Source organism: Cellulomonas sp. Y8 (assembly GCF_008033115.1).
Classification (GTDB): domain Bacteria; phylum Actinomycetota; class Actinomycetes; order Actinomycetales; family Cellulomonadaceae; genus Cellulomonas.
In genome coordinates this window covers 3,808,940-3,834,861 of the sequence record NZ_CP041203.1, presented here as the reverse complement: position 1 = coordinate 3,834,861, position 25,922 = coordinate 3,808,940, and the positions used below count along the sequence as shown (strand labels likewise).

Sequence of the window (25,922 nt, the reverse complement as noted above, 5' to 3'; positions counted from 1 at the left end):
GGCGGGCGTGACCGCACGCCGGGGCACGGGCGCCGTGGGGCCACGCCCTCGCGCCGCACCCCGGGCGCGTCAGCCCACGCGGTGCAGCCAGCGCACGGGCGCGCCTGCGCCCGCGTACCGGAACGGCTCCAGCTCGTCGTCCCACGCCTGCCCCAGCGCGAGCGCCAGCTCCTCGCGGACGGCGCGCGCGTCGGCCAGCTCGAGCGCCGCGCGGATGCGGTCCTCGGGGACCACGACGTTGCCGTGCACGTCGGTCTGGGCGTGGAAGATCCCGAGCTCGGGCGTGTGGCTCCACCGGGCGCCGTCGCTGCCGTGGCTCGTGTCCTCGGTGACCTCGTAGCGCAGGTGCGTCCAGCCACGCAGGGCCGACGCGAGGCGCGCGCCAGTGCCGGAGGTCCCCTGCCACGAGTGCTCGGCACGGAACATCCCCGGTGCGGCGGGCTGCTCCGTCCAGTCCATGGACAGACGGATGCCCAGCACGTTGCCCGCCGCCCACTCGAGGTGCGGGCAGAGCGCGCGCGGCGCGGAGTGCACGAAAAGAACACCGCGGGTGATCGCACCTGCCATGTCATCCCTCCCGGATCGGCTCGAGGTTCGCCTTCCCCAACGACCTCGTCCCTACCGGACACGTGACTCCACAGCCTGCACGCGCGGCGTGCTGAGGACAGCATGCCTGATGAGGGCCGGTGCGCACCAGCGCTCCGGCCCTCATCACCTGCTCGATGCCCGGATCGTCCGGGTTCCGGGCGCCCCGACGACCCGTCAGAGGGTCTCGCGGATGGCGCGCATCGCCTTCTTCCGCACGGACCGGTCCAGCCGGTCGATGTAGAGGTGGCCGTCCAGGTGGTCGACCTCGTGCTGCAGGCAGCGGGCCATGAGCTCGACGCCCTCGACGACGACCTCCTTGCCGTCCAGGTCCGTGCCGACGACCCGCGCGTACCAGGCGCGCTTGGTCGGGAACCACAGGTCGGGCACCGACAGGCAGCCCTCGTCGCCGTCCTGGTAGTCCTCGGACAGCTCGACGATGGTGGGGTTCAGCACGTAGCCGAGCTCGTCGTCGATGTTCCAGGAGAACGCCCGCAGGCCGACGCCGATCTGGTTCGCGGCCAGGCCCGCGCGACCCTCGTGGTCGACCGTCTCGAGCAAGTCCTCGACCAGGCCCTTCACGCGGGCGTCGATCGTGGTCACCGGCTCGCACGGGGTGCGCAGCACCGGGTCGCCCACCACGCGGATCTCTCTCATCGCCATGCCCGCGATTCTTCCATGCCACGACCGGCATCCGCGGACCGGGCGCGCGGCACGGAGGCGGCCTGGTCAGCGCGCCGCGGCGGCCCGCCAGAGGTGCATCGCGGCGTACGAGCGCCAGGGCGACCACGCGGCAGCGCGCGCCGCCAGGGCCCGGTGCGCCGCCGGCTTGGGCAGGCCGGGGTCGAGCGCGCCCGCCGCCGTCGCGCCCGCCACGAGCGCCACGTCACCGGCGAGCCACGCGTCCGGGTCCCCGAGCACCCGCATCGCCACGTACGCCGCGGTCCACGGGCCGACGCCCGGCAGCGCGACCAGCCGCTCCCGCAGCGTCACCGGGTCGGCGCCGACGTGCGCGGGCAGCGACCCGTCGACCAGCGCCTCCGCCGCCGCGAGCACCGCGGCCACCTGGCGCGCGGGGAGCCGCAGCGGCCGGTCCGGGTCGGGGTCGGCGCCCGGGACCGGCACCGGGACGGCGGCGAGCACCTCCTTCGACGTCGGGAACAGCCGCTCCAGCCCGGGGATCGCCGACGCGTACGGGGCGCCCGCGACGGCGGCGAGCCGCCCGAGGTGGCCCCGCGCGGCGGCGACGGAGATCTGCTGCCCGACGATCGCCCGGACGACGAGCTCGGCGGGGTCGACGGTGCCCGGCACCCGGATCCCCGGCGTCGCGGCGACCATCGGGGCGAGCACCGGGTCCAGCCCCAGGGCGGCGTCGACCGCCGTCGGGTCCGCGTCCAGGTCGAGCAGCCGGCGCACCCGCGCCACCGCCGTCCCGACGTCGGCGAGCGAGGCGAGCTCCAGCCGCGCGGACAGCCGCCACCCGCCGCGGCGGTCGGGCGTCGCCACGACCTCGACCGCGCCGGGGCCGTGCGGCAGCGACAGCGTGCGGGCGTACCGCAGCGGGCCGCCGTCGGGCAGGTCCGCCACCTCGACGCCGTCGACGGCGCGCACCGCGAGGAAGCCGAGGACCCCGCGCGCGTCGTACGGCTGCCGGACCGGCAGCGCGAGGTCGAGCCGCACCTGCGGGGCGACCCCGAGCGCACGGGCGGACTCGTCCGACGCACCGGCCCGCTCACCCGGTGCGCGGCCGGGGCCACCCGGCGACCCGGCGGCGCCCGCGGACCCCGACGACCCCTCGGCCCCGGCCCGTGCCCGGGCCGCACCCGCGGGCAGTGCCGCGCCCTCCGCCCGCCGCGCCCGGGCGCGGAGCTCGGTCGGTTGCACCGCGAACACCTCGCGGATCGTGTCGTTGAACTGCCGGACGGAGCCGAACCCCGCCGCGAACGCCACGTCGGTCACCGGCAGCGTCGTCCCGACCAGCAGCGCCCGCGCGGTCTGCGCGCGGCGCGCCCGCGCGAGCGCCTGCGGTCCGGCCCCGAGCTCGGCGACCAGCATCCGGTGCACGTGCCGCGGCGTGTACCCGAGCTCGGCGGCGAGCGCGTCCACCCCGCCGCGGTCGAGCAGGCCGTCGCCGATCAGCCGCATGGCGCGGCCCACCGCATCGCGGCGCAGGTCCCACTCCGGCGTGCCGGGCGTGGCCTCAGGGAGGCAGCGCTTGCAGGCGCGGTAGCCCGCCTCGTGCGCCGCCGCGGACGTCCGGTAGAAGGTCACGTGCTCCCGCCGCGGGGTGCGGGCGGGGCAGGACGGGCGGCAGTAGATGCCCGTCGACGACACCGCGGTGACGAACTGCCCGTCGAACCGGGTGTCCCGCGCGTCGATCGCCCGGTACCGCTCCTCGAAGCCGGGATCGCCGGGGGCCCAGCGCGCGTGCGCGGCCTCGGTCACGGCCGGTCCGCCCCGCCCGACGACGCCGCGCCCGACGACCGGTCCGACGACGCCGCGCCGGCGGCGACCAGCGCGTCGAGCTCCCGGTAGTCGACGCCGTCCGCGAGCACGCCGTAGGTGCCCGGCCCCGCGAGCTCGACGGCGGCCCGGCGCGCGACCGCGTAGGCCGCCTCGGCGACGGACGACCCGAGGCTGACCCTGGCGACGCCGAGCCGGCCGAGCTCCGCGACCGGTGGCAGGCCCGGCACCGCCATCACGTTGAGCGGCACCGGGATCGCGGCGGCGAGCTCGGCGATCGTCGCGGGGTCGGCGACCCCGGGCACGAAGATCCCGTTCGCGCCCGCCTCGACGTACCGCCGGGCCCGGGCCACGGCCTCGGCCCCGCGGCCCTCCGGAGCCCCGAGCCCGCGCAGGAACACGTCCGTGCGGGCGTTGACGAACAGCGCGACGCCGGCCCGGTCCGCGGCCGCGCGGGCCGCCGCGACGCGAGCGGCGAGCTCCTCCGGCGCGCGCCCGCCGTCCTCGATGTTCATGCCGACCGCCCCCGCGTCGAGCAGCCCGGCGACGGTCGTCGCGACGTCGGCCGCCTCGGCGGCGAACCCGCCCTCCGCGTCCACCGTCACGGGCACCGCGACCGCGCCGGCGATCCGGGCGACGGCGGCCAGGAGCGCGTCGCGGTCGAGCCGGTCCCCGTCCGGCAGGCCGAGCGACCACGCGACGCCCGCGCTCGTCGTGGCGACCGCGGGGGCGCCCGCCGCCTCCACCACCCGGGCGCTGGCGACGTCCCACGCGTTGGCGAGGGCGAGCGGCGCGGCCGGGTCGTGCAGCGCGTGCAGCCGGCGGGCCCGGGCGTCGAGGACGGGCGCGGCGGGGTGCGAGGTGCTGGTCATGGACCCATCCCACCCCTGGGCGGTGTGGGAGTCCAGCGGCGATCGGACATGGCCGTCCGGCTCCGGTCGCCGCTCCGCCGTCCTGCCGCCCGCCCGCGCCGGGCGCGGTGTGACGCGCGAGACGCCGGTGCCGGCGTGACGCCACGCGGCGGCCGTCCTATCTTTGTACTGACCAGTCAGTGCGAAACGATCAGAGGCGACAGTGTCTTCGGAGCCCACCCCGACCCGCGAGGCCGAGCAGCAGCGCGTCGCGCACCCGCACGCCGAGCAGCAGGCCGGCGCCCGGCCCGACGCCGCCGCGCCGGACCCCGAGGTCGCGCCCACCCCGCCCCCGTCGGCCGTCCGCGCCCGCGGCCTCGTGCTCACCGGCACCCGCGGCCCGGTCTACGGCCCGGTCGACCTCGACCTGCCGACCGGCGCGCTCACCGTCGTCCAGGGCCCGCAGGGCGCCGGCCGGTCCAGCCTGCTGCTCACGCTCGCCGGCCGGATGGTCCCCGACCGCGGCACCGAGCTCACCGTGCTCGGCGAGGACCTGCCCCGCCGCCGGTCCGTCGTGCAGCGCCGCGCCGCCGTGGCCGGCTTCGCCGGGGTCGACGAGCTCGACGACTCCGTGACGGTCGGCGACGTCGTCCGCGAGCGGTTCGCCTGGCTGTCACCCTGGTACCGCTGGACCGGCCGCGTCTCCCAGGAGCGGTTTGCCGACCTGGCCGGGCCGGTGTTCGGCGAGCGCCCGCTCCCCCGCGTGCAGACCGTGATCTGGGACCTGGACGAGGTCGACGCGATGCTGCTGCGGGTCACCCTCGCCCTGGCCCAGGAGCCCGACCTGCTCGTCGTCGACGACGTCGACCAGGTGCACGACTCCGGCCGCCGGCAGACGGTGTGGACCCGGCTCGAGGCGCTCGCCGCCGCCGGCACCACCGTGATCGCGTCGGTCGCCTCGCTGGACGAGGTCGCCCGGATGCGCTGGTGGGCCGCCCCCGAGGTCGTGAACCTCGCCACCGGCCCGCACGCCGTGCCCGCCGCCTGAATTCTCCCGCTTCTCCTTCCCGAGGACCCCGAATGCTCTCCTCCCTGTCGACCGGCACCGAGCTGCGCCGGTTCCGCCGCGGCGTGCTGCCGAAGCTCGCCGTCGTGGCGATGCTCGCCATCCCGCTGCTCTACGGCGCGCTCTACCTCTGGGCCTACTGGGACCCGACCGGCAACCTCGACCGGCTGCCCGTCGCCCTGGTGAACGCCGACGAGGGGGCGACCCGGGACGGCGAGCCGCTGCGCGCCGGCGACGACGTCGTGGACGAGCTCCTCGGCTCCGACGCCCTCGACTGGCGGCAGGTCGACGCCGACCAGGCCGCCGCGGGCGTCACCGACGGCACCTACTACTTCGCGGTGACGCTGCCCGGGGACTTCTCGACCGACATCGCGTCGATCGGCGGCGACGCCCCGACGTCCGCGGAGATCGACGTCACCTACAACGACGCCAACTCCTACCTGGCCTCGACCCTGGGCCGCAGCGCGATGACGCAGATCCGCGCCGCGGTGTCCGCCACCATCGGCGAGCAGGCCGCGGACCAGGTGCTCGTCGGGCTCGGCTCGGCGCGGGACGGCTTCGCCCAGGCGTCCGACGGCGCCCTGACGCTCACCGCCGCGAGCGGCGACCTGTCGACCGGCGCGCACCAGGTCGCCGACGGGGCCACCTCGGCCGCCGACGGCGCGGCCCGGCTGTCGTCGGGGGCCGCGGACCTCGCGAGCGGCGCCGGCCGGCTGGACTCGGGGGCCGCGACGCTGGCGAGCGGCGCGGGCACGCTGTCGTCGGGCGCGGGCACCGCGGCCTCGGGCGCGGCGGACCTGGCGGACGGCGCGCAGCGGCTGGCCGCGGGCGCGTCCGACGCGGCGACGAAGTCGGGGCTGCTGGCGGCGGGCGCGCAGCAGCTGAGCGACGGCGTCGACAAGGCGGCCACGACCCTCGGCCGCCTGTCCGGCGCGAGCACGGGGCTCGGGTCCGTCGCCACGAACCTGACCGCGCTCGCGCAGGAGCAGGCCGCCGCGGGCGACACCGACGCCGCGCATCGGATCCAGGCCCAGCTCCAGGCGATGCAGACGACCCTCGCCGACCTCGGCCTGCCCACGACCGCCGACGGCCAGACGAAGGCCGCGGCCGACCTCCAGGCGCTCGTCACCGGCGCCCACGACCTCCGGGACGGCTCCGCCGCCCTGTCGTCCGGCCTCGGCACGCTGTCCTCGTCGACGGCGGAGCTCGCGTCCGGCGCCGGCACCCTCGCGTCCGGGACCGCGCAGGTCGCCGCCGGCGCGTCCGACCTCGCGGGCGGCGCGGGCACCCTCGCCTCCGGCGCGTCCGACCTCGACTCCGGCGCGCGCACGCTCGCGTCCGGCGCCGCCGACCTCGCGTCCGGCACCGGCACCCTCGCCTCGGGCGCGACCCAGGTCGCCGACGGCTCCGACCAGCTCGGCGACGGCAGCCAGGAGCTCGCCGACAAGCTGGCCGACGGCGCCGCGCAGATCCCGGACGACTCCGACGCGACCCGGTCCGACCGGGCGAGCGCCCTGAGCACCCCCGTCGGGCTGTCGAGCACCGACGTCGCCGCGGCCGACGGCTACGGCGAGGGCTTCGCGCCCTTCTTCGTGCCGCTCGCGCTGTTCGTCGGCGGGCTGATCACGTGGCTGCTGCTCCGCCCGCTGCCGCCGCGCGGCCTCGCGACCCCCGCCCGCGGCTGGCGGATCGCGCTCGCCGGCTACCTGCCGGCGCTGGCGATCGGCGTCGGCCAGGTCGTGATCCTGCTGACCGTCGTGCACTTCGGGCTCGGCCTCGGCTGGTCGACGGCGCTCGGCACCGCCGCGTTCACGGTGCTGGTCGCGGGCGCGTTCCTGGCCGTGCAGCAGATGCTCATCGCGGTGCTGGGCGCCGCGGCGGGCAAGGTCGCGATCATCGCGCTGCTGATGCTGCAGCTCACCGCCGCCTCGGGCACCTACCCGGTCGAGACGACGCCCGCGTTCTTCCGGGCGCTGCACCCCGCGCTGCCGATGACCTACGCCGTCACCGGCCTGCGCGAGCTCACCACCGGCGGCACCGACGCGCGGCTGTGGACCTCGGTCGCGGCGCTGGCGGCGTTCCTGCTCGGCTCGCTCGCGATCACCTCGTGGCGCGCAGCGCGGCAGCGCACGTGGACACTGTCCCGTCTGCACCCCGCCCTGTCGATCTGAGAGGCTGGGTCCCATGCCAGCCGCCGCCGACGCCGTCCCCGCGCCCTCCGGGGCCGTCGACTCCCCCGGCACCGGCCGGCGCGACACCCGCCGGGCCATCATCACGGCGACCGTCGCGCTCATCGCCGACCGCGGGTTCTCCGCCACCTCGGTCGACGACATCGCCGACCGCGCCGGAGTCGCCAAGGGCAGCGTCTACTACAACTTCGGGTCCAAGGGCGCGCTGTTCGAGACCGTGCTCACCGAGGGCCAGCAGGCTCTGACGACCGCGCTCCGCGGCGCCGCCGAGGGGCGCGAGGGCCGGGACGCGGTCGGCGCGCTGGTGCACGAGCTGCTCGCGCAGATCCAGGGGCACCCCGACTTCGCGAAGGTGCTGGTGGCCGAGGTGTTCCGCACCGGGCGCGACTGGCAGGACTCGATCCGGCAGGTGCGCGACGAGTCGTTCGCGGTGTTCGCCGAGGTCGTCGAGGCGTCCTGGCCGCACCGGGACCCCTCGCTCACCGCCGCGGCGATGTTCGGGGCGACGCTCGTCGCCGGGCTGGAGTGGCTGGCGTTCCAGCCCGACCGGCCGGCGGCGGACGTCCGGCGCGCGGTCCTGGCGACGGTGCTCGACCCGCTGCCGGGCTGAGGTCCGGGCGGGGCACGTCCGGTGGACCATCTGGCCGGACACGCCGCGCGCGTGTCGGGCCAGACCTTCCACCCGACCCGCGGTCGGTCCTCCCCGGAACGCGGAACGGGCCCCCGAGCGTGTGCTCGGGGGCCCGTTCGCGATGCTGCGGGGTGCTGCGCCTCAGAGGCGGCCGGCCTGCTGCGGCACGCCGCCGAGCAGCTCCATGACCTCGGACTCGAGGAACCGGCGGTGGCCGCCGAGGGTGCGGACGGCGGAGAGCTTGCCGGCCTGGGCCCAGCGGGTGACCGTCTTCGGGTCGACCCGGAACATGACCGCGACCTCACCCGGCGTGAGCAGGGAGGCGGAGGCCTGGGTCGGGATCTGGGCCTCGAGGGGGTACGTCATGGTGACTCCTAGTCGGTTCGGTAGCCCGGCTGTCCCCTTGGGACCCGTGGCTTTGCGTCCCCGCCTTGCAGCGGGTTTGCCGTTGTCGCTCAACGAGGAGAACTATACAGAAATCGGACAGAACGGCAAGTACCACCCGAGAGCGGACAGAACCGCAGGTCAGCGGTGTGCGCGTTCACATCGCGGACGGGTGCCGACCGGCCCGCGGCTACCAGCGCGGCGTCGGGACCGCCACCGGGGTCAGCCGGACGATGCGCAGGTTCACCCGGGCGGGCGGACTCGCAGGCCGTCGCGGACGCCCGGACCACCCTCGCCACGCCCGCCGGGCTCGCGCGGCCGGGGCCGCTCGCTCCTGATCCCCAGCGAGAAGTCTCCCCGCCACCGGATCGTTCGGGGTGCTGGGCGACGATCGGGTGGGGATCAGGTCGGTCGAAAGGGATGAGCAGCCCGACGGGCGGCGCGGCGGCGGGGCGGCACGGCGGGGCGGCGCGACGGCCCGAGGGTCAGACCGCCGCGCCGGTCCCCGACGGGCCGCTGCCGCCCGTCGGGTCGAAGCGGTAGCCCATGCCCGGCTCCGTCAGGAGGTACCGCGGCGCGGCCGGGTCCAGCTCGAGCTTCTTGCGCAGCTGCGACAGGTACAGCCGCAGGTAGCCGGTGTCCGTGATGTGCTCCGAGCCCCAGATGTCGGAGAGCAGGGTCTGCCGGGTGACCAGGCGGCCGGCGTTGCGCACCAGCATCTCGAGGATCCGCCACTCCGTCGGCGTGAGCCGCACCGGCTCGGGCGGCGTGCCGTCCCGGGTCACGGTGGTCGCGGTAAGGTCGACGGTCACGTCGCCGATGCGGACCAGCGGCTCGGCATCGGGGCCACCCGAGGCGCGCCGGGTGAGGGCGCGGATCCGGGCCAACAGCTCGTCGACTCCGAACGGCTTGGTCACGTAGTCGTCGGCGCCCGCGTCCAGCGCCTCGACCTTGTCGGCGGAGCCGGTGCGCCCGGACAGCACGAGGACCGGCGCCGTCGTCCAGCCGCGGAGCCCCTGGATCACCTCCACGCCGTCGAGGTGCGGCATCCCGAGGTCGATGAGGTACAGGTCGGGCTTGTGCTCGATCGCCTGGTTCAGCGCCGACACCCCGTCGGTGGCGACGAGGATCTCGTAGCCGCGGGCCCGCAGCGTGATGCGCAGGGCGCGCAGGATCTGCGGGTCGTCGTCCGCGATGAGGATCTTCACGCCGCGCGCTCCCCCGGGCCGGGCGCGGCGCCGGCCTGGCGCAGCGCGATCACCATGGTCAGCCCGCCGCCGGGGGTGTCCTCCGGCCCGAGGGTCCCGCCCATCCCCTCGGCGAACCCGCGCGAGAGCGCCAGGCCGAGCCCGAGGCCGGTGGCGTTGTCCGTGTCGCCGAGCCGCTGGAACGGCACGAACAGGTCCGCCCGCCGGCCGGCGGGGACGCCGGGGCCGTGGTCGACGACGCGGATCTCCACCCGGTCGGCGAACGCGCTCGTCTGCACGCGCACCGGCACGCCCGCGGGGCTCGCGTGCACGGCGTTCGCGAGGACGTTGACGATCACGCGGCGGAGCAGCGCGGGGTCGGCCTCTACGGGCGGCAGGGCCGGGTCGAGCTCCAGGTGCACGTCGTCGGGCCCGAGGCCCAGCTCGTCGAGCGCGGGCAGGATGACGTCGTCGACGTCCGTGGGACGCACAGAGACACCGAGCACGCCCGCCTGCAGCCGGCTGACGTCCAGCAGGTCCGTGACGAGGCCGGTCAGGGTCGCCAGGCTCTCGTCCGCGGTCGCGAGGAGCTCCTCGCGGTCGGCCGGCGACCAGTCGACGTCCTGGGACCGCAGGCTGCCGACGGCGGTCGTGGCGGCCGTGAGCGGGCGGCGCAGGTCGTGGCTGACCGCGGAGAGCAGCGCGCTGCGCACCTGGTCGGTCTCGCGCAGCGGGCCGATGGCGTCGGCGGTGCGGCTCAGCCGCTGGTGGTCGAGGGCGGCGGCGACCTGCGCGACGACGACGCCGAGCAGGCGGTTGTCCGCGCCGTCGACGTCCGGCACGGCGGAGTCGGTGCCGCGCGGGACGCCGTCGCCGCGGTCGAGGTCCAGCACCGTGTGCTCGTCCACCGGGACGTGCGGCGACCCCGGCCGGACGGTGCCCGACTCCGCGAGCACCTCGTCGTCCGCGCGCAGCCGCACGCCCGCCAGCCCGAAGGCCTCCCGCGCGCGCTCGATCAGCGCACCGAGCGCGTCCTGGCCGCGCAGCACGCCGCCGGCCACCGTGGCGAGCAGCTCGGACTCCGCCCGGGCGCGGTGCGCGGCGCGGGTGCGGCGCGCCGCGAGGTCGACCACCGCGGCGACCAGCGCGCCGTTGACGACGTACAGGGCCAGGGCGAGGGCGTGCACGGGCTCGCTGACCGTGACGGTGTGGGTCGGCGCGACGAACAGGTAGTTCAGCGTCAGCCCGGACAGCAGGGCGGTCAGCAGCGCGGGCCACAGGCCGCCGACCAGCGCGATCACCACGACGAGCAGCTGGTACGCGAGCACGTCGCTGGCGAGCGAGTCGACGCTCTTGGCCGCGACCAGCCACCAGGTGAGGAGCGGGCCGAGCAGCACGCACAGCGCGAACCCGAGCAGCCGCCGCCGGACGGTCAGCGCGCCCGTCACCCGGGGCAGCGGCAGCCGCGCGCCGGCCGCCGCCGCGTGGTTGACGATGTGGACGTCGATCGGTCCGGCCTGCCGGATCACCGTGGCGCCGATGCCCGGGCCGGTGAGCGCGGCCTTGAGCCAGCCGCGTCGGCTCAGCCCGATGACGAGCTGCGTCGCGTCCCGCGCGCGGGCGAACTCGACCAGCGCGGTCGGCACGTCCTCCCCCACCACCTGGTGGTAGGTGCCGCCGAGCTGCTCGGCGAGCGCCGCCTGGGCCGCGAGCGCCCCGGGGTCGGTGTCCCGCAGGCCGGTCTGGGCGCTGACGTGCACGGCCAGCAGCTCCCCGCCGGCCGACCGGGCCGCGATCCGGGCGCCGCGGCGCAGCAGCGTCTCCCCCTCGGGCCCGCCGGTCAGCGCGACGACGACGCGCTCGCGCGCCTCCCAGGGCGCGTCGATCGCGTGCTCGGCACGGTAGGAGCGCAGCGCGGAGTCGACCTCGTCGGCGAGCCACAGCAGCGCGAGCTCGCGCAGCGCCGTGAGGTTGCCGAGCCGGAAGTAGTTCGACAGCGCCGCGTCGACGCGCTCCGCCGGGTAGACGTTGCCCTCGGCGAGGCGGTCGCGCAGGGACTGCGGGGCGAGGTCGACGAGCTCGATCTGGTCCGCCGCCCGGAGCACCGCGTCCGGGACGGTCTCCCGCTGCGGGACGCCGGTGATGGTGCGGACGACGTCGTTGAGCGACGCGATGTGCTGGATGTTCACCGTGGTCAGCACGTCGATGCCGGCGTGGAGGAGCTCCGCGACGTCCTGCCAGCGCTTGTCGTTCCGGGAGCCGGGGGCGTTCGTGTGCGCGTACTCGTCGACGAGCGCGACCTGCGGGCGGCGGGCGAGCACCGCGTCGAGGTCGAGCTCGGTCAGCGCGATGCCGCGGTGCTCGACGCGGGCGCGCGGCACGACCTCCAGGCCCTCGACCAGCGCGGCCGTGGCGGCGCGGCCGTGGGTCTCGACGACGGCGACGACCACGTCGCGGCCGTCGGTGCGCAGGTCGCGGCCCGCCTCGAGCATGGCGTAGGTCTTGCCCACACCGGGCGCCGCCCCGAGCAGCACGCGCAGCCGGCCCCGGGTCATCCGCTCACCCCTCCTGGTCGTCGAGGGCGAGGTCCGGGCGGTGCGACGACCGCCGCCGCCGCGTCCCGGGGCGCTCCAGGTCCCTGCCGTGATCGTAGCCCCCCCGGGGGCGGTGACCTGCGGCTGGGCATCGCGCCGCGGCGCACGCCGAGCACCGCGCCGTGGGGCCCAAGGAGCGCCCGCGGCACGGGCCCGGGTATCGCCCGCGGCACCGGGCCGAGCAGCGCCCGCGGCACAGCGCCGAGCAGCGCCCGCGGCACACGGCCGAGCAGCGCCCGTGGCACACGGCCGAGCAGCGCCCGCGGCACACGGCCAAGCAGCGCCCGCGGCACACGGCCAAGCAGCGCCCGCGGCACAGGGCCGAGCAGCGCCCGCGGCGCGCGGCCGAGCAGCGCCCGCGGCGCGCGGCCGGACCGCGCGCCGCGGGCGCCGGCTCACGGCGCGGGCCACCCCTCGTCGGCGGCCGTCGCGTCGAGCGCGCGCCGCAGTCGCGCCCGGTGCACCGCCACGGCCACCCCGCCCGCGACGAGGAGCAGCGCCGCCCCGCCGAGGAGCGCCGCGTCCGCGCCCGTGACCGCGAGCGGCTGCTCCGGCTCCGGTGCGGCCTCGGGCGCGGGCGCCGCGACGGTCAGCGTCTCGGCGGGGTCGCCGCACTCCCCGGTCGACAGCACGGTGCCGTCCGCGGCGGTGGTGCGCTCGACGTACCCGTAGGTGCCGGGCTCGGTCGTCGGGTACCGGCCCGTGACGTACTCCCCCGGGCCGTCGGCCAGCGGGATCGGCGCCGACGTCCAGACCGGTTCGGCGCAGTCGAGCGGCTCGCCCTCCGGCGCGTGGAACAGGTCGACGACCGTGGTCGCCCCCGCCGGGACCGTCCCGCTGACGACCACGACGTCCCAGAGCGCGTCGCCGACGACCGGCCCGTCGCCGCCCACGTCGGGCTCGCCGGAGCCCTCGGGCGCGGCCGAGCCCTGCAGCCCGTCGCCACCGGCGTCAGGCGCGACCGAGCCCTCCTGCGCACCGGAGCGCGCCTGCGTCCGGACCGCCAGGTCCGCGGTCACGAGCGTGGTCTCGTAGGGCAGCCCGCAGACGCCGGCGTGCCGGACGGACCCGTCCGCGGCGTGCAGCGTCTCGACCCAGTAGACGGCACCTTCCCGGTCGGGGGCCGGCGCGCTGCCGGAGTCGTAGAGGCCGGCCCCCGGTACCGGCACCGCCTCGGACGTCCACAGGAGCGTGTCCTCGTCGCACACCGCCTCGGCCTCCGGGTCCTGCGGGCCGTAGGCCCGGAACACCAGGTGGTCGCCGGGGTCTGTCGTGCCGGTGACCAGGGCGACGTCGTGGATCGTCGCACCCGCAGCGGCGGACGGCTGCGCCCGGGTCACGACGGACGGCGGCACCACGACCTCGGGCGGGCCGGGCACGTAGAACACCTCCCGCACGTCGTCGAACGGGCTGACGTAGGCCTCGACCCGGTCGTCCCCGGCGAAGGCGTAGACGAACACGAAGTAGTCGCCGCCGGGGTGGGTGGCCCGCACCGGCGCGAGCACCGGGTGGGCGTCGTCGTAGCCGACCTCGAACACGCCGTCCACCGCCGCGAGCGTGTCCGTCCAGTGCACCGGGGCGTCCTCGGGGACCTCCGGGCCGTCGGGCGCCGCCGCCAGCGGGCCGTAGACCGTGACGGTCGCCTCCCCGAGGTCGGGCGCCCAGCCGCCGAGCCCGCCGAACTGGCCGTGGTCGTCGGGGTAGCCGCTGATCGTGATGCGGTCGAACGCCCGGCCGCCCGGCGCGACGTTGTACTCCCGGACCTCCGACTCGTGCACGAGGTCGAACCGGTCGACCGCCGTCTCCACCTCCTCGAACCAGGGTGCCGCGAAGTCCTCGCGGACGTAGTCGGCGAACGGACCCGCGTCGGCCCGGCGGATCGTGACGACCGCGGTGTAGAAGCCCGGCCCGCTCGCGCGCACCGTGCCCGCGGTGCTGACCGTGCCCGGGCCCTCGGCGACGACCCGCTCGACCCCGGCGACCGGCGCGCCCGCGGGCGGTGCCGCGGCCTGCGGCTGCGGGCTGTCGTACGGCCCGTACCAGGTGACGTCCGCGGGCAGGGCGACCGGGACGCCGTCGAGCACGGCCCACTGGTCCCCGGGCGCCGCGGCGAACGTCACCACGTCGACGAGCGGGTCCCCGGCGCCGACCACGACGTCGCGCACGGTGGTCGTCGCGCGCGGGCGGAAGTCCCGGACCACCTCGAACGGCTCCCCGGGGACCGTCACCTCCGCCGGGTCGTGCCCGGGCCGGTTGCCGTAGGTGAGCTGGTCCTGGCGGTTCGCGGCCAGCTCGAGCACGGTAAGCGTCGTGCGCCAGGCGTCGGGGAACCGGACCTGGTACGTCACCGTGCCGTTGCCGGTCGCGGTCCAGCCCAGCGTGATCGGCGCCGCCGTGGTCGTGCCGGAGTAGGTGCGGGTGCCGGAGGCGTCCAGGGTCGCCGGACCGCTCAGGGTGACCGTGAACGGGACCCCGGCGACCAGCCGGCCCGACGCGGACCGCAGGTGGATGCCACGGATCTCGCCGGTCCGGGTGCCCTCCCCGGTGACCGCCCCGGCGACGCCGGTCCACGGCCCGGCCTCAGCCGCCGCCTGGGCCATGATCTGCGCGGCCCGGTCCTTCACCGTCTGCGGGGTCGCGGCCGCGAGCAGGCCGCGGACGGCATCGACGTCGCCGCCCGCCATCGTGCCGGGGCGCTGGTGCCGCTGGTGCACCTCGTAACCGAGCGCCGCCTGGGTCAGGTCGTCCGTCGACCAGCGGTGCCGGGCGAGCGCGGCCGCCAGCTGCGGGTCGTCCACGTGGGTCGCGCCGCGGACGGTGTCGGCGGGTCCGGACGCGGTCACCCGCGCCTGGACGCAGTACCCGTGCTCGTCGGACCCGGCCGGCCCGTCGAGCGGGCCGAGCTGGACGGGCCCGTAGCCGGACGGGGTGATGCTGATGCCGGTCGCCGGCACCGCCGCGGCGGCCGGTGCCGGGGCGGGGGCGAGCAGCAGGGCGAGGCCCGCCCCCGCTGCGAGGGTGGCGGCGAGCAGCGCCGAGGTGGCGCGGCGGGCATGCCAAGATGGCCGTGCTTGCATGTCAGGTCTCCTGAGGAACTGTCGAGCGGGCGCGAGGGTCCGGTGTGCCAGCACCGGGCCCTCTCCGCTGGGTGCGGTCGGTCGTGCGTCGTCTCGTCGGGGTCAGGCTGTGCTCAGCGGCGCCTCCCCGGGTGCGCGCCGGTCACTCGAGCTCCCAGACGTTGCCGAACTCGTCGCCGCCCCAGCCGCCGCCCTCGGTCTCGACGACCACGGTCCAGCCGTCCGGCACGGGGTCGCCCGGCGACCAGCGGGACAGCCAGCCGTCGTAGCGGCCGCCGCCCGTCCCGGTCGTCGAGCCGCCGGAGGACCCGCCGGCGGACCGCGTCCCGCCGGACGCGGTGTCCGCCGTCCCGCGCGTCCCGGCCGACGACGACGCCTGCGCCCGGGCGGCCGCGGCGCGCTCCGCCGCGAGCCGGTCCTGCTCCGCCTGCCACGCCTCCTCGGCAGACGCGACGTCCGCCCGCGCGGCCGCGAGCGCGTCGGCACAGCCCCGGGCGGTGCCGGCCGCGGCGTCCAGCTCCGCCGTGCCCTCGGGGACCGGCGAGCCGAGCGCCTCGTCCGCCTCCGCGAGCGCCGCCGCGAGCACCTCCCGGACGGCGTCGTCGAGCACGCGACCCTCGGACGCCGCCAGCGCCGCGCGAGCCTCGTCCGCGAGGCGCGACAGCGCCTGCACCGCCTCGGCGTGCGCGCCGCGCGCGCGGTCGTGCTCCCACGCGTCCTGCGCCGACCGTGCGGCCGAGGCCGCCTCCGAGATCAGACCCGCGCGGTGGGTCGCGGCCTCGGACTGCGCGAGGGCCCACGTGGTCGCCGCGGCGCGCGGCAGGTCGGGGTCGGGCGCGGTCGCGGGCAGGTCGACGAGCAGCGCGGCGAGGTGGGTCCGCACCGCGTTGTGGGCCACGCGCCCGGCCGAGCCCGCGAGCGCGGTCCGGCCCTCGTGCCGCGCGTCGCGGAGCAGCCCCGCCGCCACCGCGAGCGCCGCCGTGGCCTGGTCGTGCGCCTCGGCCGCCCGCGCGTCGCGCTCGCGCAGGACACCCCAGCCCGCCGCGACGACCGCCACGAGCAGGACGGAGACGACCCGTGCGGCGCGACGGCGCCCTGCGGATGCCGCACCGGGCGGGGGCGGATCGGAGCCCGCCTCACCGGCACGGGGCGGGGCGGGGTGGTCGTGGGCCGCGCGGGGCGGCGGGCTGTCGGGGCGTGCGCGCATCGGTGGTGCTCCCGGGTCGGGGACGGTCGTGCGCGGCTGAGCCACCGACTCTAGCGAGCCCGCCCCGTCCCGCCGCCAGCCCGCGTCCCACCCTGGGGACGCAGCCCGGCGTGTCCCGTCGCCCCGGGGCTCAGCGCTCCGACAGCACCCACGCGGGCTCGTCGGACCCGGCCGGCAGCGTGACCTGCCCGAGGTCCCCGACCTGCACGGTGAGCTCGCCGTCCGACGCGACGCCGTCCGGCAGCGCGACCACCGTCGTCGCCGGGACCCAGTCCATCGTGCACGGCCCGTCCCCGGGCTCGGGGAAGGTCACCGCGACGGTCCCGTCCCCGGGGTCGGTCGTCGTGGCGTCGGCGACGCCCGGGCAGCTGCCCGACCCGTAGGTGACGACGTAGAGCAGCGTGTCGTCCTCCGTCCGTGCCGCGCCGGCCACGGCGTCCACCGGCGGCGCGTCGAGGCCGTCGGGCAGGCCCACCACCGACGACCCCGCGACGAGCGCGAGGACGGGGGTCGGCGACTGCGTCGCGGGCCCGGTCGTGGGCGACTCGGCGTCGCCCGCGGAACCGGGCCCGGAGGCGCACGCCGCGAGGAGCACGACGGCACCGGCGGCGCCCAGGCCGCGCCAGCGTCGGGACACCTGCCTCGCCGGGCGCGTGGCCTGCGGAGAGCCGTCCGCCGCGCGGGTCGCGGCACGGTCGTGGGTCGTCGGTCGAGGGGCCATGGCTGCACTCCGATCGTCGGCTGCTGTGACGTGCGGTCCCGCGCTGAGGCTGTCGCCCGCGATCGCACGTCGAGGCTAACCGCAACCCGCGCGCCGCCCTCGGGACCCGGGGCCCAGCACCCGACGCATCCGCGCGAACAAGCCATTTGAGTAGGTATGGCCGCCATTTGCGCGCGGTTCCGGTGCGGGTACCCCTGGAAGCAGGACGTGCGCCACGCCGGACCTGCACCGGTGAACCCGCGAGCCCGGGCGGCGGCGGCGCGGCTCCCCCGACGCCGGCCACCGACCCGGCGCCGGGGACGCGCCTCCCCACCGATGCACCGGAGCGCCCGATGACCGACCTGACCGCCCTCCCGACCGACCGGGCCACGTGCGGCTGGCTGCCCCTGCCCGCCGGCCCGCCGCCCAGCCCGCCGCCGGACCGCGCCGACCACCGGCCGCCGGACCCACCGCCGGACCCGCCGGCGAGCCCGCCCGAGGACACCCGCGCGGACCCACCGCCCGACGACCCCGGCCTGCCGGAACCGGCCGCCGTGCAGGCGGCCCTGGACACGCTGACCCGCTGGCTGCGCTCGGGCGGGACGGTGGTGTGCGGGTCCGGCGGTCCGGACGCCGCGGACCACGCCGTCGACGCGGTCGACGGGGCGGACACCGACCGCCCCGGCGGGACCGGGACGCCACCCGACCCGGTACCACCGTCCCCGCCCGGCGACGCACCGGCGGCCGGGGCCCCGACCGCCCCCGGAGCCGACCCCGGGACCGACCCTGCAGCTGGCCCGGCGGCCGACCCGGCCCCGCCGTCCGGCCCCGCAGAGCGCGGGTGCCGGCACTGCCGCCGGGTCGTGGACCCCGTGCGGGTCCGCGCCTGGGCGCGCGAGCGCGGCCTGCGCGTCGCCGACCGGGGACGCCTCCCGGCCGCGATCGTGGCCGCCTACCTCGCCACCCACCCGCACGCCTAACGACCCGCACGCCTGACGACCAGCACGCCTGACGACCTGCACCAGGACCGCCCGCCGCCCGGACCTCCGCGCGTGCGCACCGCCGCACCGGTCCTCCGACGTACGTCCCGCCCCACCCCGCACCCGCGAGGAGCCCCGTGCCCGCTGCCCCGCTCGTCCTCACCACCGCCGTGCTCGGCCTCGCGATCGGCTCGTTCCTCAACGTCGTCGTCTGGCGCGTGCCGCGCGGCGGGTCGGTCGCCCGGCCGCCGTCGGCGTGCCCGCGCTGCAGCCACCGGATCCGCGCGCGGGACAACGTCCCGGTGCTGTCCTGGCTGCTGCTGCGGGGGCGGTGCCGCGACTGCGACGCGCCGATCGCGCGCCGGTACCCGCTGGTGGAGGCGGGCACGGGGCTGCTGTTCGCGGTCGTCGCCGCGTCCGCCGGCGTCGCGTGGACGCTGCCCGTCCTGCTGTACCTGGCGGCGCTCTCGGTGGCGCTCACGCTCATCGACCTGGACGTCCACCGGCTCCCCGACGTGCTCGTGCTGCCCGCGTACCCGGTGTGCGCGGCGCTGCTCGCGCTGGCGTCCTGGAACCCGGGCGGCGAGGCGGACTGGGCGGCGCTCGGCCGGGCGGCGGTCGGCGGCGCGGCGCTGCTCGCGTTCTACCTCGCGGCCGCCCTCGCGTATCCGGGCGGGATGGGGCTCGGCGACGTGAAGCTCGCGGGCGTGCTCGGGCTGTGCCTGGCGTGGTTCGGCTGGGACGTGCTGCTCGTCGGCGGGTTCGCGGCGTTCCTCCTGGGCGGGCTGTACGCCGTCGGGCTCGTGCTCGCCGGCCGCGCGGGCCGCCGGTCGGGGATCCCGTTCGGGCCGTGGATGCTCGCCGGGGCCTGGCTCGGGATCGCGGTGGGCGGGCGGCTCGGCGCCTGGTACCTGGGCCTGCTGGCGTAGCCGGGCGCGGCCCCGGTCGCCCCCGGCCACGCCCGCCCGGCGCGCCCGCCCCGCGAGCGGGCAACCGACGCGTCGAGCGAGCAGTCGGCGACTGCTCGCTCGACGCGTCGAGTACTCGCTCGGGCCCGAGGGGACGCCGCAACGGCGGCACCGCACGGCGGCCGCTCAGCGCGCCCCGAGCTCCGTCACCGCCCGCACCTCCCACGCCTCGCCGAGCAGCGGCGCGAGGTACGGCGGCGTCCCGCTCGTGAGCGCGGGGTCGTGCACGATCGTCGGGTAGTGCCCGCCGTCGCCGTCGACGGCCGCCCGTCCGACCGCCCCGGCGTACCGCTGCGCGAGCGAGCCGTGCACCACCACGTCGAAGCCGGGGTCCGCGGTCCAGTGGTGCTGCACCCGCAGCGTCCCGGACAGGGCTTGCACGGCGGCCTGGATCTGCAGCCCGGGGCCGGCGTCCTTCTCGGGGTGGGTCAGCCCGGTCCGGTAGTCGCTGTACCGGTGCGGCCAGGAGTCGAACCAGTCCCCGACGCGGCTCTCGGCCTCGGTGGGCGCCCGCACCGTGGTGGCCCCGATCTCGAGGCCGAACTCCCAGCGGGCGTCGTCCGCGTCCGTGCCCGACCCGACGAGGTCGGCGACCACGGGGTTCAGCACCTCGACGTCCCGCCCCGCCACGATCCCGAGCAGGCACTCGGTGCCGACGTCGGCGCAGCCGTCGCCCGGCCCGGCGCCGGTGCGGAGCACGTCGCCGGTGACGACGACCGACTCCTGCGCGACGAACGTCAGCCCGCCGCCGCCGTCGTCGGCGCCGGGCGAGAACTGCCCCTCCAGGTAGAGGTTGCCGTACCGGGCCCACTTGGTGGTGCGGGTCGTCTCGGGGTCGATCGCGCCGGTCAGCCACCCGGCGCCGAGCGCGGGATCGGGGGTCGGTCCGTAGCTCCCGATGGGCAGCCGGCCGTAGGGGCCGTCGCCGCCGATCTCCCGGGTGACGGTGTCCAGCGGGGTGTCGACGGTCCAGGTGCCGGCCGGGCCGGCGTGCTCCTGCGGCGTGGTCCAGACGACGACCGCGAGCCCGTCCGGGACCTCGACCGTCCCGGTGCCGCAGGTCGGCGTCACCCCGTCGGGGCCGGCGACCGCGACCGTCGCGCCCCGCGCCGCCGCGGCGGCGGTCCCGGGCGACCAGACGCGCATGGCCCTGCCCTCGCCGACGATCCGGGTGGCGCCGTAGTAGTGGCAGCCCGGCACGTCGGCGTACAGCGTCGCGGTGCTCGTCGGCAGCGCGGTCCAGGTCCGCTGCACCGGCGCCCAGCCGCCGAGCAGCGCCTCGGCCTCGGCCGCCGACGCGTCCCCGCCGGAGGCCGTGCCGACGCACGCCGTCCAGGTGGCGGGGTCCCCGTCGACCGGCTCGCAGGCGGCGTCCGCGGTGGCGTACTCGCCGTCCACCAGCGGGGCGTCGGCCGTCGGGTCCGTGCCGCCGACCGCCAGCCGGTCCCGCGTCAGGACGCTCCCGGTGATCGCGTCGCCGGCCGCGAGCGTCGCGAGGTTCGCGCAGTCGTCGGGCCGGTCGGCCGCGAGGAGCAGCGTGCCGGCGCCGCAGCCGTCGGCCAGGTCCGTCGGCAGCCCCAGCGCGCGCCGGCCCTCCGCCCAGGTCGTCGGCTCGACCAGGTCCGTGGCCTGGTGCAGGGCGTGGTCGGCCGTCGACGCCCGGGCGAACCGGACCTCGAGCACCCGCTCCACCGAGCCGGACCGGCCGGTGACCGTCAGGGTGAGCGAGGTCGCCCACAGGTCGTCGAGCTCGTCGGGAGCAGTCGTCACCTCGTAGTGGTACGCGGGCGACGAGGCCGGGTCGTCGCCCTCGGTCACGGGCGCCCAGCCCGTCTCGCCGGCGGCCCACGCGCAGGCGTGCGGCACCACGTCCGGGTCCTGGCCCACGAGCGCCGGGTCGTCGCAGTCCACGTCCAGCCAGGACGCGGGGTCCGCGAGCAGGCGCTGCTGGTAGTCGGCGGCACCGGCCTCGGCGGCGGCGCCCGCCTGCGTCCAGTGCGCCTGCCGGGCAGCGGGCCGGACGGCGTTCGCCGCGTACACGGCCGTGACCATCGCCAGCGCGGTGAGCGCCAGGAACGTGAACAGCACGGTCACGCTGGACAGGCCGGCGTCGGGCCGGCGGCGGCGGGTCATGGCAGCAGTCCCGAGGGTGTCAGGCGGTCGGTGAACCGGGTCGGCTCGTCGCCGGTGGTGGGGTCCTGCTGGAGGGCGAGCGAGACCAGCACCGTGCGGACGAGGTGCGGGGCGTCGGTCTCGTCCCCCGCGGCGTCGAGGTAGGTGAACAGCGGGTCGCCGCCGTCCCGGAGGGCGCGCGCGAGGACGACGGCCTGCACCCGTCCCTCGCACTCCGGCGTCGCCTCGTCGTCCGCGCAGTAGGTGGCCCGGTCGCCCGCCACGGCGCGCCGGGTGGTCTGGGTCAGCGCCCCGTCGGCCACCGCGTACTCCACCCGCGACGGCCCGGCCCCGCCGCCCGGGTTGTCGAGGTCCGCGTACACGGTGAGCGCGTCCGGCGCGAGGTCGGCGAACGCGGCCCGCTCCCGCCCGCCGACCGTCGTCGGCACCACCGCGCGCCCGATCACCCGGGACAGCTGCATGAGGGCGTACCGGCCCTCCTCGACGTCGTCGACCCGGTCCCACGCCGCGCGGTCGGAGCGCTGGATGCCCGCGGTGAGCGCCGCCACGCCGACCAGGACGATCGCGAACACGGCCATGGCGACGATCAGCTCGGTGAGGGTGACGCCGGCGTCGGCAGCGGACCGGCCCGCGCGACCTCGGAGCGCGGTCACGGCGCACCGTCCCCCGACGTCGTGACGACGCCGTCGGCGTCGCGGACCGCCAGCACGCTGCCGTCCTGGTGCAGCAGCACGTCGACGCCGCGGCCGGGCTGCAGCGGCACCGGGACCAGCGCCCCCGGCCGCGAGCCGATCCAGAGCGTGTAGTCCGCCGGCCAGAGCGCGCGCAGCACGAACTCGCGCGTCCCGGCGAACAGGGAGATGGTCGCCGGCGGCGAGACGGCGATCCCGCCCGTCCCGATGACGACCGCCCGGCACCACATCAGGTGCTGACCGGCCGTCAGCGCCGGCGTGGTCCAGGTCCACATGTCCACCTCGGCGGCGACGTCGGTCCACGTCAGGCCGCGGTCGGACGAGCACTGCCACACCACGTCGAAGGGGCCCTCGCCCTCGGCGGCGACCTCGAGGACCACCGCGTCGCCCACGGACGCGTCCTGGTCGGTCGGCGGCACCGTGATCACCGTGGGATCGGCCCGGTCCTCCTCCTCGTCCTCCTCCTCGGCACCGGTCAGCAGCACGCGCGCGGTCAGCGACACCGCGTGGCCGAGCTCGTTCGACACCACGGCGCGCACGGACATCCTGCCCAGGTCGGCGGTGCCGTCCGGCAGCACGAGACCGGGCGCGAGCTGCACCTGGGTCAGCTCGTCGCCCTGGTCGAGGTCGTACCAGGAGTAGCCGCCCGTGCTCGACACCTGCCACAGCACGTGCAGCGTCCCGTCACCGGTCGCCTCGACGTCGAACGTCGCCGTCCCGCCGGGCTCGACCTCCTGGTCGACGGGGTGCGTCGTGATCGTCACCGCGGAGGGCGACACCACGGGCGTGCCCCCGCCCTCCCACCAGGGGACCTCCGTGGCCACGTCCCGGTGCCGCATCGGGTACCGCCACGACGCCTGCGAGCGGTCGTCGGCCACCGGGGTCTCGGCGGTCTCGGCGGTGGACCGGACCTGCTCGGCCCGGCCCGCGTGCCCGTCGGTGGCGACCAGCGTGACCTCGATGTCGTCCGGCTCGCCCGTCAGGACGTCGCCGGCCGCGTCCAGCACCGTGAACCGCAGCGTCGCCTCCCGGCGCACCTCGACGACGGCGGACCGCACGATCCCGGCCTCGGCCCGGCCGAGGTACTGCGCCCCCGTGCTGAACCGCCCGTCCGCGGTCACGTACTGCGCCGAGGCCGACGAGGCGTCGCCCGCCTGCACCGCGTACCAGTAGTACGGCGCGGGGTCGGCGGCGGGGTCGACCTCGAACACGGCGCAGCCGCCGGCGCTGGTCGTCGTCGAGGAGGCCGTGGGCGTGCCGCCCGTGCGCTGGGCCGACGTCAGCAGCTCGACCTTCACGCCCGCGACCGGAGCCGTCTCGTCGTGCACCCGCACCACGACGAAGGAGTGTCCCGCGAGCGCCGCACGCTCGACCAGCCGCACCGGCGCGGACCCCGTCGACCACGACACCTCGACGGTCACCTCCACCAGCGCGGCCGCCGCGGCGGCGCCGGACAGCCCGGCCTCGCACACGTCGTCGCCGGCCGCCGTCACCGCGCGGCTCGTCCGCGTCACCTGGAACGGCGTGCCGCCCACGTCGACGACGCTCGTGCCGTCCAGGAACGTCAGGTCGATCGAGGGGGCGGCCGGCCCGCCGGCGACGACCGCGGGGCGCGCGGCGAGCTCCCGGGCCTCCGCGACGGAGCCCGACGCGAGGTGCGTCGCGGTCAGCCGGCGCTGCGTCTCCACCGACATCCGGAACGTGCCCATCACGAACGTGAGCAGCGTCGCGGCGAAGATGCCGAACAGCGTGGTGGCGACGACGGACTCGACGAGGGTGAAGCCCTCGTCGCGGGCGCGGCGCCACCGGGCGGGACGGCGGGTCACGGGGACGCCTCGCCGTCGGGGTCGGCGGCCTCCTCGGCGGGGGCGTCGGCCGCGGGGACCGCGTCGGCGTCGACCAGGACGAAGGTGTAGCCGGTGATCGTCATGCTCTGGTCGTCGCCGGGGTTGCTCCACTCGGTGACCAGGAACAGCCGGTCGTCCATCGACTGCAGGTCGCTCAGGTACTGGAGCTTCTGCTCGATCGCGCCCTCGACGTCGAGGCTCACCCGCACCTCGTACAGCCGGCCGCCGCCGACCTCGCTCGCCGCGGGATCCGCGCGCGAGACGGACCGCACGACCGCACCCGACCGGGCGGCGAGGTCCGCGAGCCGCTGCACGAACGGCTCGAGCTCCAGGGTCGTCGGGAAGCTCCGGCGCAGCTCGACCAGCTCGGCCTCCAGCGCCGGCTGGTTCTCCCGCTCCGCCGCGAGGCGCGCGATCTCGAGCCGCCGGTCCTCGTTGGTCTGCTCGGCCCGGTCCGCCGCTGCACGCGCCTCCTGAGCCTCGTCCAGCACCGGGGAGAGCGCGAGGAACCAGCACCCGGCGGTGAGCAGCAGCGCGACCGCGACGGTCGCCGCCCACCAGAGCCTGCGCGCCCCCGTCATGCCGCCTCCTCCTGCGCGTCGTCGCCGTCACCGTCGTCGTCGTACCGGTGGGACCGGACCGAGTCGTCGAGGCGGACGGTCCCCGAGACCTTGTGCCAGCCGGTCTGCTCGTCGAGGTCGACGGAGGTGAACGTCGCACCGAACAGCCCGTCGGAGGCGTCGAGGGCGCTGAGCAGCGCTCCGCTCTGCTCCAGGGTCGGCACGTGCGCCACCCACGTCACGGTGCCGATCGCGCCGCCGGGGTCGAACGGGTCGTCGTCCGCGCGGGTCTCGTACTCCGTCTCGAAGACGATGAGGATCGCCATGCTCTCCAGGTCCGCCCAGGGCGGCACGCTGAGGACGAGGCGCACGACGAGGTCCGCCCAGAGCACCTCGTTGCGCATCCCGTCCGCGATCGCGGACCGCACCGCCGTGATCTCCGACCGGAGGTTCACGAGATCCGAGTACGTCGCGAGCTGCGCGGCGAGCGTGTCCGACTCCGCCCGCGCCGCTGTGTGCCGCGACTGCGCCGACGACCGCGTGCTCCACCCCCAGGCGAGCGCCCCGACCAGGGCCAGCACCACCGCGAGCAGCAGCGCGACGCAGCGGACCCGCACGGCGCGCAGCGCGCGGCGGTTCCGCACGCCGTCGGGGAGCAGGTCGACGACCGGTCGTGCGCCCGACGGTGCTCGCGCAGCTCCCCTCTCCGGCGCACGTCCTCGCTGGAGCAGCGGGCTCACGCGGCACCACCCACGGCGAGCCCGGCGGCGACCGCCCAGGCGGGCAGGCTCCCGTCGCAGGCGCGCTCCGCCCTGCCGCCCACCGCGAACACCCCGTCCGCCCGGGGCAGCGACACCGGGACGCGCGCGAAGGTCGCGAGGTACTGGCCGAACCCGGGCAGACCCGCGCCGCGGCCGGTCAGCAGCACCGCCTCGACGGGGCGGTTGCCGCTCTGCGCGTGGAACGCGAGCGTCTCGGCGACGGTCGCGGCCATCCGCTCGGTGTGCCCGGCGACCACCGGCGCGAGGTCGCCGTGCAGCGCGCGGTCGTCGCGCAGCGCCTGCTCGGCGGTGTCCGGGTCCACCTGCAGGATCCGCGCGAGCTCCGCCACCAGCGCCGCGCCGGCGACCGCGCCGAACCGCACGAGCTGCGGCACGCCGTGCTCGGCGACCACGATCTGCATGCCGTCGGCACCCACGTCGACGACGGCGACCACGGCGTGCGGGCCGCTCGGCACGACCACGGCCCGGACCAGTGCGAACGCCGCGAGGTCCACCCCCACGACGCGCAGCCCGGCCTGCTCGACCGCCTGCACCGCCGCGGCGGTCGCCGCGTCCGGCACCGCGACCAGCAGGCCCTCGACCTGCTGACCGTCGCGGCGGATCGGGTAGAAGTCGAGCACGCAGTCCGCCACCGGCACGGGCAGGCTCTCCTGCACCAGGAACGGCAGGGACGCGCGCATCTGCTCGCGGCTCGCCGCGGGCAGCGTCATCGGGCGGACGATCGCGTGCTCCCCCGCGACGCCGAGCACGACGTCCCGGCTGCGCACCCCGGCGGTCTTGCACGCGCGACGCACCGCCGCGGACACCCGGCGGGGGTCGATCACCTCCGCGCGCTCCACGCAGCCCGGGGGCAGGGGGTGCTCGCCGAACCGCAGCAGCCGCAGCCGCTTGCCGGGCGCGCCGTCGACCTCGGCGACCCGGACGGCGGTGCGGCCGAGGTCGACGCCGATGCGTCGCTGTGTCACGTGTGGTCCCTCTCTGCTGCCTGGGGGCCGCCACCCGTCCCCGGAGCGCGTGCTCCGGGGA

21 protein-coding genes and 1 riboswitch are annotated in these 25,922 nt (G+C 77.3%); of the genes, 5 read left to right on the top strand and 16 right to left on the bottom strand.

The features are described 5' to 3' along the window. Positions 1-69 precede the first annotated feature (69 nt). The 4 genes from FKM96_RS17405 to FKM96_RS17390 form a co-directional block, all read right to left on the bottom strand. Positions 70-567 (bottom strand): DUF3145 domain-containing protein, encoded by a 498-nt coding sequence (locus FKM96_RS17405; protein WP_147796302.1) that lies wholly within the window; start codon positions 565-567, stop codon positions 70-72. 195 nt (positions 568-762) lie between these two features. Further along, positions 763-1,248 carry a peptide deformylase gene (def, locus tag FKM96_RS17400; RefSeq protein ID WP_147796301.1) on the bottom strand — a complete coding sequence of 162 codons (486 nt, stop codon included), beginning with the start codon at positions 1,246-1,248 and terminating at the stop codon, positions 763-765. A 66-nt stretch (positions 1,249-1,314) separates the two neighbouring features. Continuing rightward, on the bottom strand, positions 1,315-3,030 hold the full coding sequence (locus FKM96_RS17395) for an AlkA N-terminal domain-containing protein (RefSeq protein WP_147796300.1): 1,716 nt from the start codon (positions 3,028-3,030) through the stop codon (positions 1,315-1,317). Continuing rightward, on the bottom strand, positions 3,027-3,920 hold the full coding sequence (locus FKM96_RS17390; RefSeq protein WP_147796299.1) for an isocitrate lyase/phosphoenolpyruvate mutase family protein: 894 nt from the start codon (positions 3,918-3,920) through the stop codon (positions 3,027-3,029). Before FKM96_RS17390 ends, FKM96_RS17395 begins: the two co-directional genes overlap by 4 nt. 202 nt (positions 3,921-4,122) lie before the next feature. On the opposite strand from FKM96_RS17390, the gene FKM96_RS17385 reads away from it, so the two are divergent. The 3 genes from FKM96_RS17385 to FKM96_RS17375 are packed head-to-tail and all read left to right on the top strand — an operon-like array spanning position 4,123 to position 7,764. Continuing rightward, positions 4,123-4,947: an ATP-binding cassette domain-containing protein gene (locus FKM96_RS17385; RefSeq protein ID WP_147796298.1), complete on the top strand. Its 825-nt coding sequence runs from the start codon at positions 4,123-4,125 to the stop codon at positions 4,945-4,947. Positions 4,948-4,979: 32 nt separating this feature from the next. Next, positions 4,980-7,136 (top strand): YhgE/Pip domain-containing protein, encoded by a 2,157-nt coding sequence (locus FKM96_RS17380; RefSeq protein WP_147796297.1) that lies wholly within the window; start codon positions 4,980-4,982, stop codon positions 7,134-7,136. A 13-nt stretch (positions 7,137-7,149) separates the two neighbouring features. Continuing rightward, positions 7,150-7,764: a TetR/AcrR family transcriptional regulator gene (locus FKM96_RS17375; protein ID WP_147796296.1), complete on the top strand. Its 615-nt coding sequence runs from the start codon at positions 7,150-7,152 to the stop codon at positions 7,762-7,764. 162 nt (positions 7,765-7,926) lie between these two features. Here the strand turns inward: FKM96_RS17375 and FKM96_RS17370 are convergent, their stop codons facing one another. From FKM96_RS17370 to FKM96_RS17345, 6 genes are all read right to left on the bottom strand, one after another. Next, complete coding sequence (locus FKM96_RS17370; protein WP_147796295.1) at positions 7,927-8,151, bottom strand: BldC family transcriptional regulator; 225 nt, start codon at positions 8,149-8,151, stop codon at positions 7,927-7,929. A gap of 16 nt (positions 8,152-8,167) precedes the next feature. Next, positions 8,168-8,242: riboswitch (cyclic di-GMP riboswitch) on the bottom strand. A gap of 412 nt (positions 8,243-8,654) precedes the next feature. Further along, positions 8,655-9,377, bottom strand: a complete 723-nt coding sequence (locus FKM96_RS17365) for a response regulator (protein WP_147796294.1) — start codon at positions 9,375-9,377, stop codon at positions 8,655-8,657. Further along, the gene (locus FKM96_RS17360; protein ID WP_147796293.1) at positions 9,374-11,911 is read right to left on the bottom strand and encodes a DUF4118 domain-containing protein; all 2,538 of its coding nucleotides are present in this window, start codon (positions 11,909-11,911) and stop codon (positions 9,374-9,376) included. The genes FKM96_RS17365 and FKM96_RS17360 overlap by 4 nt, the downstream gene beginning before the upstream one ends. A gap of 434 nt (positions 11,912-12,345) precedes the next feature. Next, complete coding sequence (locus tag FKM96_RS17355; RefSeq protein WP_147796292.1) at positions 12,346-15,027, bottom strand: hypothetical protein; 2,682 nt, start codon at positions 15,025-15,027, stop codon at positions 12,346-12,348. A 142-nt stretch (positions 15,028-15,169) separates the two neighbouring features. Then, positions 15,170-16,084 carry a hypothetical protein gene (locus tag FKM96_RS17350; protein WP_147796291.1) on the bottom strand — a complete coding sequence of 305 codons (915 nt, stop codon included), beginning with the start codon at positions 16,082-16,084 and terminating at the stop codon, positions 15,170-15,172. A 280-nt stretch (positions 16,085-16,364) separates the two neighbouring features. Beyond that, entirely contained in the window at positions 16,365-16,871 is a 507-nt protein-coding gene (locus FKM96_RS17345; protein WP_147796290.1) for a hypothetical protein, read from the bottom strand. A 416-nt stretch (positions 16,872-17,287) separates the two neighbouring features. Here FKM96_RS17345 and FKM96_RS17340 point away from each other — a divergent pair, with 416 nt between their 5' ends. Next, positions 17,288-17,914, top strand: coding sequence for an Lsr2 family protein (locus tag FKM96_RS17340; RefSeq protein WP_147796289.1), 627 nt, complete (start codon positions 17,288-17,290; stop codon positions 17,912-17,914). Between the two features lie 137 nt (positions 17,915-18,051). After that, entirely contained in the window at positions 18,052-18,843 is a 792-nt protein-coding gene (locus FKM96_RS17335) for an A24 family peptidase (protein WP_147796288.1), read from the top strand. Positions 18,844-19,008: 165 nt separating this feature from the next. On the opposite strand, the gene FKM96_RS17330 is transcribed toward FKM96_RS17335, so the two are convergent. The 6 genes from FKM96_RS17330 to pilM are packed head-to-tail and all read right to left on the bottom strand — an operon-like array spanning position 19,009 to position 25,861. Continuing rightward, positions 19,009-21,015, bottom strand: coding sequence for a hypothetical protein (locus FKM96_RS17330; protein ID WP_147796287.1), 2,007 nt, complete (start codon positions 21,013-21,015; stop codon positions 19,009-19,011). Beyond that, positions 21,012-21,668, bottom strand: a complete 657-nt coding sequence (locus FKM96_RS20840; RefSeq protein WP_168217029.1) for a type II secretion system protein J — start codon at positions 21,666-21,668, stop codon at positions 21,012-21,014. The genes FKM96_RS17330 and FKM96_RS20840 overlap by 4 nt, the downstream gene beginning before the upstream one ends. Continuing rightward, entirely contained in the window at positions 21,665-23,533 is a 1,869-nt protein-coding gene (locus FKM96_RS20835) for a prepilin-type N-terminal cleavage/methylation domain-containing protein (protein WP_168217028.1), read from the bottom strand. The genes FKM96_RS20840 and FKM96_RS20835 overlap by 4 nt, the downstream gene beginning before the upstream one ends. Next, positions 23,530-24,135: a hypothetical protein gene (locus FKM96_RS17320; protein WP_147796286.1), complete on the bottom strand. Its 606-nt coding sequence runs from the start codon at positions 24,133-24,135 to the stop codon at positions 23,530-23,532. The genes FKM96_RS20835 and FKM96_RS17320 overlap by 4 nt, the downstream gene beginning before the upstream one ends. Beyond that, a complete protein-coding gene (locus FKM96_RS17315) occupies positions 24,132-24,854 on the bottom strand; it encodes a hypothetical protein (protein ID WP_147796285.1) in 723 nt (240 codons plus the stop codon). Before FKM96_RS17315 ends, FKM96_RS17320 begins: the two co-directional genes overlap by 4 nt. Beyond that, positions 24,851-25,861 carry a pilus assembly protein PilM gene (pilM, locus tag FKM96_RS17310; RefSeq protein ID WP_168217027.1) on the bottom strand — a complete coding sequence of 337 codons (1,011 nt, stop codon included), beginning with the start codon at positions 25,859-25,861 and terminating at the stop codon, positions 24,851-24,853. Before pilM ends, FKM96_RS17315 begins: the two co-directional genes overlap by 4 nt. Positions 25,862-25,922: the final 61 nt, after the last annotated feature.

Coding starts and splice junctions, on each gene's coding strand:
- FKM96_RS17405 (WP_147796302.1), bottom strand. CDS start 567: ATGGCAGGTGCGATCACCCGCGGTGTTCTTTTCGTGCACTCCGCGCCG.
- def (WP_147796301.1), bottom strand. CDS start 1,248: ATGGCGATGAGAGAGATCCGCGTGGTGGGCGACCCGGTGCTGCGCACC.
- FKM96_RS17390 (WP_147796299.1), bottom strand. CDS start 3,920: ATGACCAGCACCTCGCACCCCGCCGCGCCCGTCCTCGACGCCCGGGCC.
- FKM96_RS17380 (WP_147796297.1), top strand. CDS start 4,980: ATGCTCTCCTCCCTGTCGACCGGCACCGAGCTGCGCCGGTTCCGCCGC.
- FKM96_RS17375 (WP_147796296.1), top strand. CDS start 7,150: ATGCCAGCCGCCGCCGACGCCGTCCCCGCGCCCTCCGGGGCCGTCGAC.
- FKM96_RS17370 (WP_147796295.1), bottom strand. CDS start 8,151: ATGACGTACCCCCTCGAGGCCCAGATCCCGACCCAGGCCTCCGCCTCC.
- FKM96_RS17360 (WP_147796293.1), bottom strand. CDS start 11,911: ATGACCCGGGGCCGGCTGCGCGTGCTGCTCGGGGCGGCGCCCGGTGTG.
- FKM96_RS17355 (WP_147796292.1), bottom strand. CDS start 15,027: ATGCAAGCACGGCCATCTTGGCATGCCCGCCGCGCCACCTCGGCGCTG.
- FKM96_RS17340 (WP_147796289.1), top strand. CDS start 17,288: ATGACCGACCTGACCGCCCTCCCGACCGACCGGGCCACGTGCGGCTGG.
- FKM96_RS17330 (WP_147796287.1), bottom strand. CDS start 21,015: ATGACCCGCCGCCGCCGGCCCGACGCCGGCCTGTCCAGCGTGACCGTG.
- FKM96_RS17320 (WP_147796286.1), bottom strand. CDS start 24,135: ATGACGGGGGCGCGCAGGCTCTGGTGGGCGGCGACCGTCGCGGTCGCG.